Source organism: Comamonas sp. UBA7528, assembly GCF_002479375.1.
Lineage (GTDB): Bacteria > Pseudomonadota > Gammaproteobacteria > Burkholderiales > Burkholderiaceae_C > Comamonas.
The window spans coordinates 25,308-39,155 of record NZ_DLMU01000007.1; the positions used below are offsets into that span (position 1 = coordinate 25,308).

At 63.4% G+C, this 13,848-nt stretch carries 11 protein-coding genes; 2 read left to right on the top strand and 9 right to left on the bottom strand.

Annotation, left to right across the window (positions count from 1 at the left end):
• Positions 1-78: 78 nt before the first annotated feature.
• The 3 genes from B3349_RS08810 to B3349_RS08820 form a co-directional block, all read right to left on the bottom strand.
• Positions 79-1,809 carry a UvrD-helicase domain-containing protein gene (locus B3349_RS08810; protein WP_291588282.1) on the bottom strand — a complete coding sequence of 577 codons (1,731 nt, stop codon included), beginning with the start codon at positions 1,807-1,809 and terminating at the stop codon, positions 79-81.
• Positions 1,806-3,644: an ATP-dependent nuclease gene (locus B3349_RS08815; RefSeq protein ID WP_291588283.1), complete on the bottom strand. Its 1,839-nt coding sequence runs from the start codon at positions 3,642-3,644 to the stop codon at positions 1,806-1,808. The genes B3349_RS08810 and B3349_RS08815 overlap by 4 nt, the downstream gene beginning before the upstream one ends.
• A 221-nt stretch (positions 3,645-3,865) precedes the next feature.
• Positions 3,866-4,165 carry a putative quinol monooxygenase gene (locus tag B3349_RS08820; RefSeq protein ID WP_291588284.1) on the bottom strand — a complete coding sequence of 100 codons (300 nt, stop codon included), beginning with the start codon at positions 4,163-4,165 and terminating at the stop codon, positions 3,866-3,868.
• A 571-nt stretch (positions 4,166-4,736) separates the two neighbouring features.
• Here B3349_RS08820 and B3349_RS08825 point away from each other — a divergent pair.
• Entirely contained in the window at positions 4,737-5,771 is a 1,035-nt protein-coding gene (locus B3349_RS08825) for a tripartite tricarboxylate transporter substrate binding protein (protein ID WP_291588285.1), read from the top strand.
• A gap of 215 nt (positions 5,772-5,986) precedes the next feature.
• Here the strand turns inward: B3349_RS08825 and phnX are convergent, their stop codons facing one another.
• The 5 genes from phnX to phnD form a co-directional block, all read right to left on the bottom strand.
• Positions 5,987-6,874, bottom strand: a complete 888-nt coding sequence (gene phnX / locus B3349_RS08830; RefSeq protein WP_291588286.1) for a phosphonoacetaldehyde hydrolase — start codon at positions 6,872-6,874, stop codon at positions 5,987-5,989.
• A 167-nt stretch (positions 6,875-7,041) separates the two neighbouring features.
• Complete coding sequence (psrA, locus tag B3349_RS08835; RefSeq protein WP_291588287.1) at positions 7,042-8,133, bottom strand: iron-containing alcohol dehydrogenase PsrA; 1,092 nt, start codon at positions 8,131-8,133, stop codon at positions 7,042-7,044.
• A gap of 189 nt (positions 8,134-8,322) precedes the next feature.
• Positions 8,323-9,162 carry a phosphonate ABC transporter, permease protein PhnE gene (phnE, locus tag B3349_RS08840; protein ID WP_291588288.1) on the bottom strand — a complete coding sequence of 280 codons (840 nt, stop codon included), beginning with the start codon at positions 9,160-9,162 and terminating at the stop codon, positions 8,323-8,325.
• Positions 9,162-9,995 carry a phosphonate ABC transporter ATP-binding protein gene (gene phnC, locus B3349_RS08845; RefSeq protein WP_291588289.1) on the bottom strand — a complete coding sequence of 278 codons (834 nt, stop codon included), beginning with the start codon at positions 9,993-9,995 and terminating at the stop codon, positions 9,162-9,164. The genes phnE and phnC overlap by 1 nt, the downstream gene beginning before the upstream one ends.
• Positions 9,992-10,873 (bottom strand): phosphonate ABC transporter substrate-binding protein, encoded by an 882-nt coding sequence (gene phnD / locus B3349_RS08850; protein WP_291588290.1) that lies wholly within the window; start codon positions 10,871-10,873, stop codon positions 9,992-9,994. Before phnD ends, phnC begins: the two co-directional genes overlap by 4 nt.
• Positions 10,874-11,045: 172 nt before the next feature.
• Between phnD and B3349_RS08855 the strand changes: the two genes are divergently transcribed.
• On the top strand, positions 11,046-11,897 hold the full coding sequence (locus B3349_RS08855; RefSeq protein WP_291588291.1) for a LysR substrate-binding domain-containing protein: 852 nt from the start codon (positions 11,046-11,048) through the stop codon (positions 11,895-11,897).
• A gap of 140 nt (positions 11,898-12,037) precedes the next feature.
• Here the strand turns inward: B3349_RS08855 and B3349_RS08860 are convergent, their stop codons facing one another.
• The gene (locus tag B3349_RS08860) at positions 12,038-13,744 is read right to left on the bottom strand and encodes a phosphoethanolamine transferase (RefSeq protein ID WP_291588292.1); all 1,707 of its coding nucleotides are present in this window, start codon (positions 13,742-13,744) and stop codon (positions 12,038-12,040) included.
• Positions 13,745-13,848 lie beyond the last annotated feature (104 nt).

Sequence of the window (13,848 nt, forward strand, 5' to 3'; positions counted from 1 at the left end):
CTAGTTGCTTCCGCTCAAGGGGGCCTAGTTGAATAACGGCCACTCAGCGGCATGCAACTAGGAAGCCGTCACACGTCATCAGCGAACCTCCTGAAACCCTTTCGCCTCAAACAGGGGCCGCAGATCTTTCAGCGCATTGTTCGGAACGGCTATCCATAGGAGATCTCTGGCACGAGTCGATGCGACGTACCCGATGCGCCCGACTTCAGTGCCTACACCTGCGAGCAGCTCCTCAGCATGGTCCTTGAGGGTCATGTAGAGGATGGCATCCAGGCTTTCTCCTTTTGCTTGGTGCACCGTGTCGACTCGCAGTGAGGCAGCCTTGTCATCGGCCAAATCCTCGGCATTCAACAGAGCAGCATTTGGCAGGTTGGTCTTCTTCAACTTGAGACCGATGTTCGCTGCAGGCGTTAGTCCAAACTCGGTCCGAAGCTTCTCAAGCAAGTTCTTGATATTGGCCACTAACTGCGGATGCCATTGCGTGTCAGCGGTCAAGGAGGCAGATGGCAACCCGGCTTTCGGATCCCGCGTGAAGGCCCAAATCTCGCGCCGCAGCGCACGTGCCCTCGGCAACTTGGCCGGTGGGGTTCCCGATTGAGTGACGTAGTTCACGAGGCCATGCGGAGGCTTGTCCAGCAATGCAGCCACGCCTATGGCCACGCGCTGAAAAGCACTTCTGAAGTCCTGTTTATGATCGCGTAACACCGCGGCCGCCGCAAAAACCTTCACCGAGCCTTGCCCGGCAGGAGGCGCGTCGCCACGTACATCCTCGACCAAGCTGCGACCACGGCAAAGCACTGCTGAACGTCTAGCATCGGCACCCGCGATCGTTAGCGCCCCCTGAAAAGCAGTGACCAGTTGAGCATGCTGACCACGCGTGTACCCCGTGAAGAAAGCACCATGCAGTGTGGCAGGTGCGGCACGCTCGGCCACGTCATCGCGCCCGCACAGCCCATTAGCGAGACTGACGATCTGGGGAACAGACCGAAAATTGCGCGTCAAGGAATACGGCAGTACGCCTTGACGCTGGTGGTACTCACTCAGGAACTTGCCGTCTGCGCCCGCGAAGTCGTAGATTCCCTGGTTAGGGTCGCCTATGAGCGTCACGCACGCGCCGGCATCGATCAGCAACTGCAGGATGGCTTGGTGTACCGAGCCGATGTCCTGAGCCTCATCGATCAAGATATGCGGGTAACGGCGGACCACTACAGTCAGAAGCTCCGGGCGTTCCTTCAATACCCGGTATACCCAGTAACGTCCAAGATCATGGGTATACGCCCCGGTCTTGCCAAGGCGTCCAATTACCTCACGAGCCGCGGAGTGGGCCACAAGCTCAAGTTTGTCATTACGCTTGTAGTAGAAGAACTCTTTACCATTCCTGAAAGCGACCTGCAACTCCGTGATAGGCATTGGATACGTTGCTGTCTTGAACGTGAAGCTTCCAAGGAACGCCTCGCCTCCGGTCACGAGATAAGCTGCCTGGGGTGCCCCCATCGTGCGATGTCCGTGAGGGCGAAGGATGATATTGGTAATGAACCCATCCAACGTGTCAATCTCAACACGGTCCCGACCAACGCCAGCCGGAATGTCACACGCTAGTATGTCGTAGGCCTTTCGGAATGTGTCGACCGCCACGTTGGAGAACGATAGCAACGCGATGCGCCCGCGCGCGTTACCGAGGTTTCGACGCATCTGGACAAGACGCTGCACCGCCGTCTTAGTCTTGCCGCTTCCTGCACATGCAATGACGCACAGAGGCGCTATGGGAGCATCGACGACTGCTTGTTGCTCTTGTGTCAGCGTGCTCATGCCTTGCCGGCTACCTGGCAGGCGTGCTTGATCGCGTCCTGGATGTAGGCTGGCACGGTGAAGGGCTGCTCGGGATCCGCAATGACCTGCGCTAGCGCCTGGGCGAAGCTGCCCTTTTGCACGTTGTTTCTTGGGCGTTCGAACATGCCGCAGAACAGCGCCTTCGCCTTGTCCGCATCGCCCGCTGCCGCGTTAACGCTCACGGTCAGGGTGGCGGCGATCTTTGGATGAAGCTCTGTTAGCGCCGTTAGCATCGCCCCTCTATTGGCAGGCTCAAGGGCTAGGTCGTATTCGAAGGTCTTGAGGCCATGGAACACCTTCACATGTACATCCTCGCAAGCCTTCATCTTGGCGGTGTTCGCGGATATGGTAATAACATCGCCAGGCGCCGGGTACACAGGCTCTGCATCGTCATCCTCCTCTTCTGGCAGATCTCCAGCACCGATAGCTACAGCACCCTCCAGTGCTGCAACGCCACCCTGATCAGCCCCACCATCCCCCTTCTTTGCTGGCTTGGGTGCGACAGGATCGGCATCAGTCAAGACAGCGACCGGGATCTTCAGCGCCTTGTCACCGAACAGCGGGAGGAACGAGTCGAAGTTCAACCCTTCCACGCTAATCAAGCTCACGCCATGCTGACGCAAATCACATCCGATACGCTTTGCCAGCGCGTCAACCATCATCAACTCGGCTGCGCCCTCTACAAAGATGACGCGGCGAGCGAAAAAAAGCTCCGCGCGTGTGATGTCTAAGTAGCGTTCGAGCTTCTCACGCTTGCCCTTTTTAAACGCGATTTTGCGCGGAAAGAATGTTGCGACGGATCCGCCAATATCGACCAAGCACACCAAACTATCCAAGTTAGCGATGCTAGCGAAGTTCGGCGAATGGCTTGTCACGAATAGCTGGACCGGCTTTTCACCATCGATGGCCTTTATTGATTCGAGGTATTGCAGTAGCACCGCTTGCAACTGCGGATGCAGATGAGCCTCTGGTTCCTCAACGATCAGTCCGCGATAGCAGGAGTCAGGGTTTTTCGTGAGCTCACTCAGTACCACCGCCATAAATATCAGGTTGTTGAAGCCCAAGCCGTTCTGCTCGATCTCGAAGTCATCAACCAGTAACGATAGTCTTGACTTCAGGTTTTTGAAGTCGCTCGCGCTCAGGCCTACATCAATCAGCTGCGCCAACTGTGGCCCTAGCATCGATTGGTAGCGAGTGTTGATCGCTTCGTGCGTGTCGAGAATCGGCAGATGCTTCTTTAGTTCCCCATCCAGTCCCTGGAGCGCCTTGTTGATACCTTCGATTCCGGTCTCAGTTGCAAGAAGTTGCAGCAGCCTCGCCAGCTGACTGGTACGCCCCGGCTTCAACCCCTGCGATGCGTCCCGAAGCGGTTGCAAATAGACGCCGCGCAAGTTTTCCATCATGTCAGCCGTAAGGCTGACGTCTTCATGCTCTCCGCACCAGCGCTTCGCGCGGAGCCTACCGGCTTTGTCCGGCTCGGAATAGCGAATCGTGATGCGCGCCTCCAGATTGCCCTCGCCGTCGGGCACCAGGGCCGCGAGGAAGTCTGCCTCGTCGTCGATATCCAGGCCGCTGAAGACATACTCGAAAACAATATCGCCAGCCGGGGCACCGTTAGGCGGCCGGTGCACATCTTCCTCACCGACGCGGGGATATGGCTCGTCGTAGCCAGCCAACAGGGCTCTCAATGCATTGACGACCGCCGTCTTGCCAACGTTGTTCCCTCCGACTATGACGTTCAGACCGGGCTGGAATGTCAGCTCCGCATGGGCGAGCTTGCGGAAGTTCTTAATAACCAGTTTGGCCAAGTGCATCTTTTCCCTCTCCCTAACCGGCAAGTCTTTGTCTTCATATTGAGCACTGACGCCGGCTATATAAACACCCATCGTTAACTACGCCGAGGAATTGCTCTGACCGCAATATGGCTCACACCGCGAGTTTTTTGCCTATCTGCAAGCGACCGCCACCGCTGCACAGCAGAAGTTGTCCATCGCAATAAAACCGACAGCAACGGTTCGAAAAATAGATGAGTGGGTCAGGTATCCCTCGGCTCACTCACCTCATACACCTTCAAATTCCGCTCTCCAATCCCCAACCCTTCCCAGCTGGCCCGCCATGTCTGAATATGCGCCGACGCAAAATGCGCATCCAGTACGGCCTGGTCGGTCCAGCGTTCCTTCACATGGATCAGACCGGGCACAAACAGGTCTTCGGCATAGACATATTCCAGGCAGCCCGCCTCAGCACGCGATGCTTGCACCATGGCCCCCATCACGGGTTTGGCGCGTTCCAGGTTTTCGGGCGGCAGGCGCACGGTGCCCACAATCAACAGCATGGCAATCTCCAAAGGCAGTGACCATTGCGGTCCACGCAGCGTGGTACTTGGCGGTCACTATTTAGCGCCGTCCATCCTAGACCAGCATGCGTAACACAAACTTACAACCGACTGTGCGCCTGCCGCATGCATTGCAAAACCTATGGATATTTGGCTTGCTCTACTGGCGCATAGTCAGGGCTGCTTATGGCCAACGGGCATGGCATGTGCCGGTTTCTGATGATCGTGTGCTGCAACAGAAACACAGGCATATGCATCCACAAAAAGGCTCAGGAAAACACGCATACGGTTTTCCCTAGACCGCAGCGGGTGCTGCAGCGCCGCAATCTGCGCCAGGCCTTGCGGGCGCTGAATGCTGCACGCAAAAGCTGATGCGTCCCTGTTTGGTGCGGACGGTCTGCATGGGCAGCGCTGTCCAAAAAATGACAGCAGCGGCGGAGGCGCCCACAGAGCATGGTGCCATCGGTGGATTGCCTCTCCCGCTCACTCATTCTTGCTGCGCATCCACTGAGATTCCGGCCTGCTGCCGCAAAACACAGGCCCTGGTTTCATTCACCTCTGGAGTCTTGCCATGCGCCGTTTGCACACTGTATTGAGCTCTGCCTTGTTCCCCGGTTTGTCCAGCACCGCGCGCTGGCGCCGTGGCTGCGCGCCGGTGGCAATGGCCGCACTGCTTTCGGCCAGCCAAGCCTGGGCCAATACAGAGGGGTACCCGGCCAAGGAAATCAATTTCGTCATCAACTTTGGGGCCGGCGGCAATACCGATGTGACGGCGCGCACCATTGGCAAGGCGATGGAAGAGGTGTTGAAGAAGCCGGTGATTCCCGTGAACAAGGGCGGCGCCCAGGGCACGCTGGGCGTGGGTTATCTGGCCAAGCAAAAGCCCGACGGCTATACGCTGGGCCTGGCCAGCTACACCAGCATGACCTTGTCGCCGCAGATCATGAAGCTGGATTACAAGCTGGATGATTTTGAGTACATCGCCGGGGTGGCGCGTTACCGCTATGGCATGGTGGTGCGGGCCGATTCACCGTACAAGAATATTGCCGACCTGGTTGCGGCATCCAAAACCGGCAAGGGGGTGTTCTATTCGTCCCCCGCGTTTCCCAACAGCACGCCGTTCATGGAGCTGGCCAAGCAGACCGGCGGCAAGTTTGAAGAGATCACCTACAAGTCCGGCCCGGAAACCATTGGTGCGGTGCTGGGCGGGCAGGTGGATGCCAGCGTGCTGAACCCGTCCGATGTGCTGCCGCATATCCAGGCGGGCAAGCTGCGCATGATTGCCAGTGCCAGCCCCATGCGCTGGGTGGAGCTGCCGGAGGTGCCCACCATCCAAGAGCAGGGGCACAACATCACGGCCGATTCGTGGATGGGCATGGCCTTTCCCAAGGGCACACCCAAGGCGCTGCGCGACCGGATGGAGCAGACGGTGCTGGCCATCATGAAGACACCGGCAATTGCGGAAGCCTTTGCCCGCATTGGCATTGACCCGGTGGCGTTGAGCGGGGCCGAGTACCGGCAGAAGCTGGTGGAGGCGATTCCGCAGATGCGGGAGGCGGCCAAGTCGGCCAACCTGCCCATCGTCAATCCGAACTACCCGAATTGATTTACCCGACCCACAGCCCGGACCTGCCGATCCCGTTTGACGATCCAGGCAAAGGGCCGGAGGGGGGCGACGGCGCCCCCCACACCAGCGCCCTGGGCGTGGAAGGTGCTGGAGGTGTGAGCGGCACACCGCCACTCCCCTGCCCCACCAGCAGCCCATTCAGGGCTCCTGGATTCGGGTGCACGCAGCGGGTGCCGCACGCCGTCGGCCCGCCTTCAGGCCGGGGTCTTGCCTGCGCGCATGGCGGCGGCAATCTGGGCCAGCACGGCCGGTAGATCGGCCACGCTGCGCACCACATAGTGGGCGCCGGCGGCTTTCAGCTTGGCTTCGGCCACGGCCACGCGGGCATCCACTTCGTCCTGCGAAGCCTGGGCGTATTCCTGCACGCTGTAGCCCACTTCGTTGCCCGACAGGCTCAGGCCCACGGTCCACATGCCGGCACGCAGGCCTTCGTCGATGCCGGGCACGGTGTCGTCCACCTTCACGCAGGCGCGCACATCGCCAATGCCCAGGGCCAGCACATTGGCCAGCGCCATGAAAGGGCCGGGGCGGCCGCCAGCAGGCAGCTCGTCGCCGGCGACCACATGGTCGGGGGCAATGCCGGCGGCAGCGGCCTGGGGCAGCAACTGGTTCAGCACTTCGCGCGGGTAGCCCGAGCAGGAGCCCACTTTCAGGCCCCGGGCGCGCAGCCAGGGCAGCAGTTGCACCGCGCCGTCGATGGGTGCCGAAAACTCGCCCACCTTGGCGATCTGCATGGGCATGAAGCGGGCATAGATGGCGTCTACATCCTCATTGCCGGGCGCACGGCCGAAGGCGGTCTGCCACTGGGCGGCAATGCTGGAATCCTGCAGCAGCTGGTGGATGTGGTCCCATTTGCTCAGGCCCATGGGGCCGCGCGCCTGGGCCAAGGTGATGGTGATGCCGAAGGTGGCAAAGGCTTCCACAAAGATCTGCGTGGGGGCCAGGGACCCAAAGTCCACCAGGGTGCCGGCCCAGTCAAAGATGACGGCCTGCAGCGGCGCCAAGTCGGCGGCGGAGCCGGCTGCTGCCGCGGCGCAGCTTGCGTTGAAGGTGGCGGACGGGGTCAATGTGGTGGCGTTCATGGCGAAGCTCCTGAAAAACAAAGAGGAAGGCAAACAGGGAGAAGGCTGCACGACCGCCTGCCGCTCCCGCATGCACGGTGGTGCGGGCGGGACAGTACGCGGCCAGCGGCAAGGTGGAGGTGGGGGACATGGTGGTCAGCGCAGCACGGAAAAGGTCAGGGACAGGGTCAGGCCAGCGGGCGGATGAAGTTGCGCCCGCGCGGGCCGCTGGCGGCTTTGTGCACCATGGCTTGCCAGGCGGCGGGCGCCACGCCGTAGTGGGCGGGATCGGTGGCCACGCCCAGCTGGTGCAAAAAGGCACGCAGCCGTTCGCTGGCCAGCGCCGGGGTCATGGCATCAAAGATGGACAGCAATGCGGCGTCGGCCACCGGGTCGGCACCCAGGGCCATGTCCAGCACCAAGGGCAGGCTGAAAGAGCAGGCAATGCCGTGCGGCACGCCGTGCTGCAAGGTGATGTCGTAGGACAGCGAATGCGCCAGCGCCGTCTTGGTGTTGGAAAACGCCAGCCCGGCCAGCAGCGCGGCCTGGGCCATGTCAGCGCGCAGCTGCAGGTTGCCCAGGTCCCGCATCAGCGCCGGCAAGGTGGCCAGGGTGCAGCGGGCCGATTGCACGGCCAGCGCCATGGACACGGGGTTGCGGTGCACGTTCCAGATGGATTCCAGCGCGTGCGACAGCGCATCCAGACCCGCCGCCAGGGTAGCGCCTGTGGGCAGGCTGGCCATCAGCTCGGCGTCGATGAGGGCGGCTTCGGGCCAGGTGCAGTGCTGGTGCAGCGAATGCTTGCGGCTGCCGGCCTGGTCCCAGATGGTGGCCCAGGGGGTGACTTCGCTGCCGGTACCGGCCGTGGTGGGGATGGCGATCAGCGCCTTGTGGGCGGCAGAGGTGGGCAGCTGACCGCCCTGCTCCAGCACGGCCAGCAGTTCGGCAAAGCAGCCGCCGGGCGTGGCGCAGAGCAGCGCCTTGGCGGAGTCGATGGCGCTGCCGCCGCCCAGTGCCACGATGACCGGCACATCGGCATGTTGGCACTGCACCTGTTCGTACAGCGGGGCCAGCCAGTGCACATCGGGGTTGGGCTGGATGGTGTCGATCACGCCGCGCAGCTGGGCGCCGATCAGGCTGCGCACGCGCTGCACCAGACCCAGGCTGTCAGCCTCCGGAAAAGTGACCAGCAGGCAGCTGCGGCCCGCCAGCAGCGTGGGCAGCTGGTTGAGGCTGCCGTTGCCGGCAGTGACGCGCACGGGGTTGTGATAAGTCCACACGGGAGATGACCTTTGCAAAATTCAGGGTGAGACCGGCCTGCCGCACTGGCGGGCCAGTGCAGACAGAGGGGGTTGAGGAGGTGTTCGGCGGCGGCGTTGTGGCGGCGTTGCCGTGCTACGGCGCCACAACGCACGGTGTGTGCCCAGGCCGTGGTGGCCGTGCCGGTCATGCGGCACCAGGGCACAAGGTCAGTGGCGGGGGCCTTGCTGGATGCGGTTGCGCAACCAGTTGGAGACCATGTCGGCGGCGATCACCATCACCGTGATGACGATGATGCAGGTGGCGGTTTCCTGGTAGCGGAACAGCTTGAGGCTGCTGACCAGCTCGAAGCCCAGGCCGCCTGCGCCCACCATGCCCAGCACGGTGGCCGAGCGCAGGTTCACTTCAAAGCGGTACAGCACCACGGCGATCCAGGCTGTGATGACCTGGGGCACCACGCCAAAGGCAATCACCTGCAGCTGGCTGGCGCCGGCGCTGCGCAGGGCTTGCAGCGGGCCGTCGTCGATTTCTTCAATCGCCTCGGCAAAGAACTTTGCCAGCATGCCCATGCCGTGCAGCGCCAGGGCCAGCACGCCGGGGAAAGGGCCCAGGCCCACGGCCGAGACAAACACCAGGGCCAGAATCAGTTCGTTGATGCTGCGCACCACGTTCAGGAACTGGCGGGTGGTGCGGCGCAGCCAGTGCCAGCTGTGCAGATTGCTGGCGGCCACAAAGGACAGCGGCAGTGCCAGGATGACGCTGAGCAAGGTGCCCCAGATCGCAATCTGGATGGTCTCCAGCGCCGGTGCCCACAGGCGCGGCAGGATGTCCATGTCCGGCGGCACGGAGCGCGCCAGAAAATCGCCGATCTGCGGCATGCCGTTGGCCAGTTCGCCCCAGCTCATCTGCGCGCCGCCGGCGCTCCAGTGCAGCACCCAGCCTATGGCCAGTGCCAGCGCGGCGTAGCCCAGCCAGCCGCCGGTGCTTTCAGGGCGGCCAGCCGTCCACTGCCAGCTGTCGCGTTGGGTCTTCAGGGTCGGGCTGTGCATCAGATGGCTCCTGCGCTGGTGGCCAGTTGCGCGTTGCCGGCGTGCCACGGGCCTGTGGGTACATGCACGCTGTGGCTGGCGCTGGTGGCAGCATCCGCCGCTTGCGCATCAGTGCTGTAGATGGCGTTGAGGGCGGCGTCATCCAGCTGCGCCGGTGTGCCGTCAAACACCATGCGGCCCTGGGACAGGCCGACGATGCGGTCGCCAAACTCCTTGGCGTAGTCCACCTGGTGCAGATTGCAGACCACGGCAATGCCCATTTCACGGGTGGCATCGCGCAGGTACTGCAGCACGCGGCGTGCGGTCTTGGGGTCCAGGCTGGCCACGGGTTCGTCGGCCAGAATCACCTGCGGCTGCTGGGCCAGGGCGCGGGCAATGCCCACGCGCTGCATCTGGCCGCCGGACAGTGCTTCGGTGCGCTCCAGCGCCTTGTGGACCAGGCCCACGCGTTCCAGGCACTGGTCTGCCAGTGCAATGTCGCTGTGCTTGAAGAACTGCAGCACCGAGGCCAAGGTGCCCACCTGACCCAGGCGGCCGGTCAGCACGTTCTTGCGCACCGACAGGCGCTGCACCAGATTGTGGTGCTGGAAGACCATGGCCACGTGGCGGGCCAGTTCGCGCCGGGAATGGGTCTGCATCAGGTCGATGCCGCCCACCTGCAGGGTGCCGGTGTCGGGCTGGTTCAGGCCGTTCATGCAGCGCAGCAGGGTAGATTTGCCGGCGCCCGACAGGCCCAGCATGACCACGAATTCGCCGGCCTTCACATCCATGTCGATGCCGTGCAGCACATGGTTGCTGCCGTAGCTTTTGCGCAGGTTGCGGATGGTGATCATTTCATTTTTCCCAGGTCCAGATTCAGGGCCTTGGCGGTGGTGCGCACCACGTCATAGGCCTGGTCGTTGGTGGACGAGAAGCCGTTCAGCTCGCCCCGGTCGCCCCAAGGCAGGCCTTTGATCTCGGCCATGGCGGCGGCCACTTTCTGCTTGGTGGCGGCGTCCAGGTTCTTGCGCCAGGCCATGGGCGATTCGGGGATGGCCTGGGAGCGCCACACCACCTGGAAGTCTTCGGCCTTGACCAGGCCCTTGGTGACGGCGTTGGAGAAGATGGGATCGGCCACGGCTGCAGCGTCGACCTTGCCATTGGCCACGGCCATGATGCTGGCGTCGTGCGAGCCCGAGAAGATCACGCGGGAGAAGTATTTGTCGGTATCGACGCCCTCGCCTTTCAGGCCGGCCTTGGGGAACAGGTGACCGGATGCGGAGCTGGGGTCCACAAAGGCAAAGGTCTTGCCCTGCAGCTGGGGCACGCTGGTCAGGCCCTTGTCCTTCTTGGTGATGATGATGCTGTGGTACGAGCTTTGGCCGGTCTTCTTGGTCACCGGTATCGCAAAGGCTTCGGCGTTGGCCATCTGGCTGGCCAGCACGTACGAGAAGGGGCCGAAGTAGGCCACATCGATCTTGCCCGAGCGCATGGCTTCGATCACGCCGTTGTAGTCGTTGGCCACAAAGGGCTTGACCTTCATGCCGGTCTTGGCGGCCAGCTGGTCCATGACTTGCTGGCTGGCGCGCATCATGGCCAGCGCGTCTTCGGAAGGGATCAGGCCCACACGCAGTTCGGTGGGCTGGGCCATGGCGCTGCCGCCCATGCCGGCGGCGGCCAGGGCCAGGGTTGCGGTGGCGCCTTGCAGCCAGGCTTTACGGGTCATCAACATGGGAGAGTCCTTTGCATTTCAGCATTCGCACTTGCGGGATGCCGTGCGATGGATGGAATGCTAGGGACGACATATGACTGTCATGTGAAGGTTTCAGAATCGGTTTGCACAGTTTCCATAGGTCACACCTTGAGATGATTCTTCACCCCTGTTTCCGCCGGAGCGCGGCCCCATGAGCAACGCCCGCTACCGCACCTTTGTGGCCGTGGCACACCACGGCAGCCTGAGCGCCGCCGCACGCGCATTGGGCGTGAGCCAGCCCACGGTCTCTACCCAGATTGCCGCGCTGGAGCGGCAAAGCCAGGTGGAGCTGTTCCACCGCCAGGGCTACCGCATGGCGCTGACCACGGCCGGCAGCAAGCTGCTGTCGCTGGCGCAGCGGCTGCTGGCGCTGGAGTCGGAGGCCGCGTTCTTTCTGCGCGATTCGGGCAAGCTGCACCAGGGCGAGCTGAAGCTGGGTGCGGTGGGCCCTTTCCACGTGATCGAGATGGTGGCGGCCTACCGGGCGCGCTACCCCGGCATGCAGCTGTCGATCCGCATGGGCAATTCACAGCAGGTGCTGCACGACCTGGCGCACTACAGCACCGATGTGGCGGTGCTGGCCGGCCTGTACGAACGCCCCGAGCTGCTGGCGCGCGAATATGCGCGCCACGCCATCATTTTGTTTGCCCATGTGGAGCACCCGCTGGCGCGGCACGACGAGGTGGACATCACGGCGCTGCACGGCCAGCCGCTGCTGCTGCGCGAGCCCGGCTCCACCACCCGTGCGGCCATGGAGCAGGCCTTGCGCGCCGCCGGGGTGCAGCCGCAACTGGGGCTGGAAATCGGCAGCCGCGAAGCCATCCGCGAGGCCGTGGCACGCGGCCTGGGCATTGGTGCGGTGTCGGAAGCGGAGTTCATTCCCGACACGCGCTTCAAGCCCGTCCGCATTGCAGGCACCCCGGCCTGCACCACCACCTATCTGTACTGCATGCAGGAGCGCAGCGACAGCGTGCTGGTGCGGTCGTTCTGGGATGCGGTGTAAGCCGTGGGCCGGCTGCGGCGCCCAGGGTGCGCATGGTGTGCGTGGTGTTCGTGGTGCGGGTGAGGCCAGCCGTGCGCTGCGTACGGTATGCCGCGTACAACGCATGAAATATGACACGTGACGCATGACGTGCCGCGCATTCAATCGGTGAACGAGGGGAGCTGGGTGCCCAGCTGGGGCAACTGGGGCGCCTGCCAGCGGTAGTCCGCATGCAGCACGTTGTGCTGCACCTGCTGGCCATGCCACTGCACCCCCAGCAGGTCCGCCAGCGTCCAGGCCGCCCAGTCCGCACGGAATGGCCGCTGGGCCCAGTCCGTCGGGATGGGCGCCGCCGCGTGTGACTGCCAGACGATGGCCGGGATGCGGTAACCCGCCGCCGTGCCGGGGCTGTGGCCCACATGGTTGCCCACATGGCCGACTTCCTGCCCATGGTCGGACAGGTACATCCAGCCCGTATAGGCCTGTGGCCGGTCCGCTTCGCGCGACAGGCGCAGCAGCTCGGACACCACCGAGTCGTGGTAGAGCACGGCCGCGTCGTAATTCTGGCGCAGCTCCCGCACCCAGACCGGGCGGCCCTGCCGGGCCATGGCCGCATCGACCGCGTCATCGGCATCATCAAAGGGGTTGTGCCCTTTGGGAAAACGCAGGCTGTAGTGCGGGTGCGCGCCCTGCATGTGGACCACGATGAACTTGCGCTGATCCGGCGCCTGCAGGGCGGTGTGGAATTCGTCCAGCAACTCCCCGTCCAGCGACATGCTGGAGCGCCCGGGTTCGCGGTTGATCATCTGCAGCACATCGGCGTGGCGGGCATGCTGCTGTTCGATGGCGACATCGTCGTGGTTGCTGATCCACCAGACCTTGTAGCCGGCCACCCGCGCCAGGGCCAGCAGGTGCTGGGCGTCGTCGGCCTCGGGCATGCCGAAGGAAAACAGGTTGCCGATTGCGGGCAAGGTGGCGGCATCCACCGACCAGGCGTTGCGCAGCACCTGCATCTGCGCGCCCAGCTGCCGCTGGTGCTGCTGCAGGCCGGGCGTGGTCTTGCGCCCATAGCCGTAGAGCGAGAAGTTGTCGCGGTTGATGCTGTCCGTCAGCACCAGCACCACCGTGGAAGGCCCTTCACGCAGCACCACGGGCGCAGCGGCCTGGGCGCGCTCCAGCGCCTCATTGCGCACCGCGTCCAGGTTGGCCCAGCCCTTGCGCAGTTTCTCCGTGCTTTCCACCCAGTGGGGCCAGAACAGCACCGGGTGCAGGCGGCGCCACGGCTTGTTGGCATAGGCCGCTGCTGACAGCAGCAGCAGGATGCCGATCAGCACCAGCACCGCGCAGTCCATCAGCGAGCGCTTTCGGCCCGGGCCGGGCGCAGGCACCGCCTCCAGCTTGCCGGACACCAGCCAGATCCACGCGGCCACGGCCGCCAGCACCAGGCCGAACAGCGCCAAGCCACGCCAGGACTGGGCCGCGTATTCCAGGCTTTCGCGCAGATTGGTATTGGCCATGGCACTGAGCACCAGCGTGGAATCCGGTGCGGCCTGGTAGCTGCTGAGCAGGTAGGTGCGTGCCACGCCATCCAGCACGAACACCAGGATGCCCAAGGTGACCAGCCAACGCCGGACCATGATGCCCACAGGTGTGCGCAAGGGCATGCGCAACCACAGCAGCAGGGGCAGCAGCAAGGTCAGCAGCTGCGCGACACGCCGCCCCTCATAGCCCAGCACGATGAAACACAGACCGGGTGCGCCCAGTGCGGCCACGGTCAGCCAGCGTGCACGCCAACCAGAGCGGGTGGCGGCAGGGGGTGCAGCAGGGGGTGTGGTGCGGGATTCAGCGTCGGGGGATAGATCGGCCATCTCAGCGAAGAACTGCTTGGAGGTGCTTGGAGCTGCCTGGAATTACCTGCGGTGCACCGCTGCAGGCACCGTTATCGACAAGTACCGCTACAGCGTGCGTGGGC

What these genes read in the sequence shown, in the direction of transcription:
- B3349_RS08810 (WP_291588282.1), bottom strand. Translation starts at nt 1,809, where the DNA reads ATGAGCACGCTGACACAAGAGCAACAAGCAGTCGTCGATGCTCCCATA.
- B3349_RS08815 (WP_291588283.1), bottom strand. Translation starts at nt 3,644, where the DNA reads ATGCACTTGGCCAAACTGGTTATTAAGAACTTCCGCAAGCTCGCCCAT.
- B3349_RS08820 (WP_291588284.1), bottom strand. Translation starts at nt 4,165, where the DNA reads ATGCTGTTGATTGTGGGCACCGTGCGCCTGCCGCCCGAAAACCTGGAA.
- B3349_RS08825 (WP_291588285.1), top strand. Translation starts at nt 4,737, where the DNA reads ATGCGCCGTTTGCACACTGTATTGAGCTCTGCCTTGTTCCCCGGTTTG.
- phnX (WP_291588286.1), bottom strand. Translation starts at nt 6,874, where the DNA reads ATGAACGCCACCACATTGACCCCGTCCGCCACCTTCAACGCAAGCTGC.
- phnE (WP_291588288.1), bottom strand. Translation starts at nt 9,162, where the DNA reads ATGCACAGCCCGACCCTGAAGACCCAACGCGACAGCTGGCAGTGGACG.
- phnC (WP_291588289.1), bottom strand. Translation starts at nt 9,995, where the DNA reads ATGATCACCATCCGCAACCTGCGCAAAAGCTACGGCAGCAACCATGTG.
- phnD (WP_291588290.1), bottom strand. Translation starts at nt 10,873, where the DNA reads ATGTTGATGACCCGTAAAGCCTGGCTGCAAGGCGCCACCGCAACCCTG.
- B3349_RS08855 (WP_291588291.1), top strand. Translation starts at nt 11,046, where the DNA reads ATGAGCAACGCCCGCTACCGCACCTTTGTGGCCGTGGCACACCACGGC.
- B3349_RS08860 (WP_291588292.1), bottom strand. Translation starts at nt 13,744, where the DNA reads ATGGCCGATCTATCCCCCGACGCTGAATCCCGCACCACACCCCCTGCT.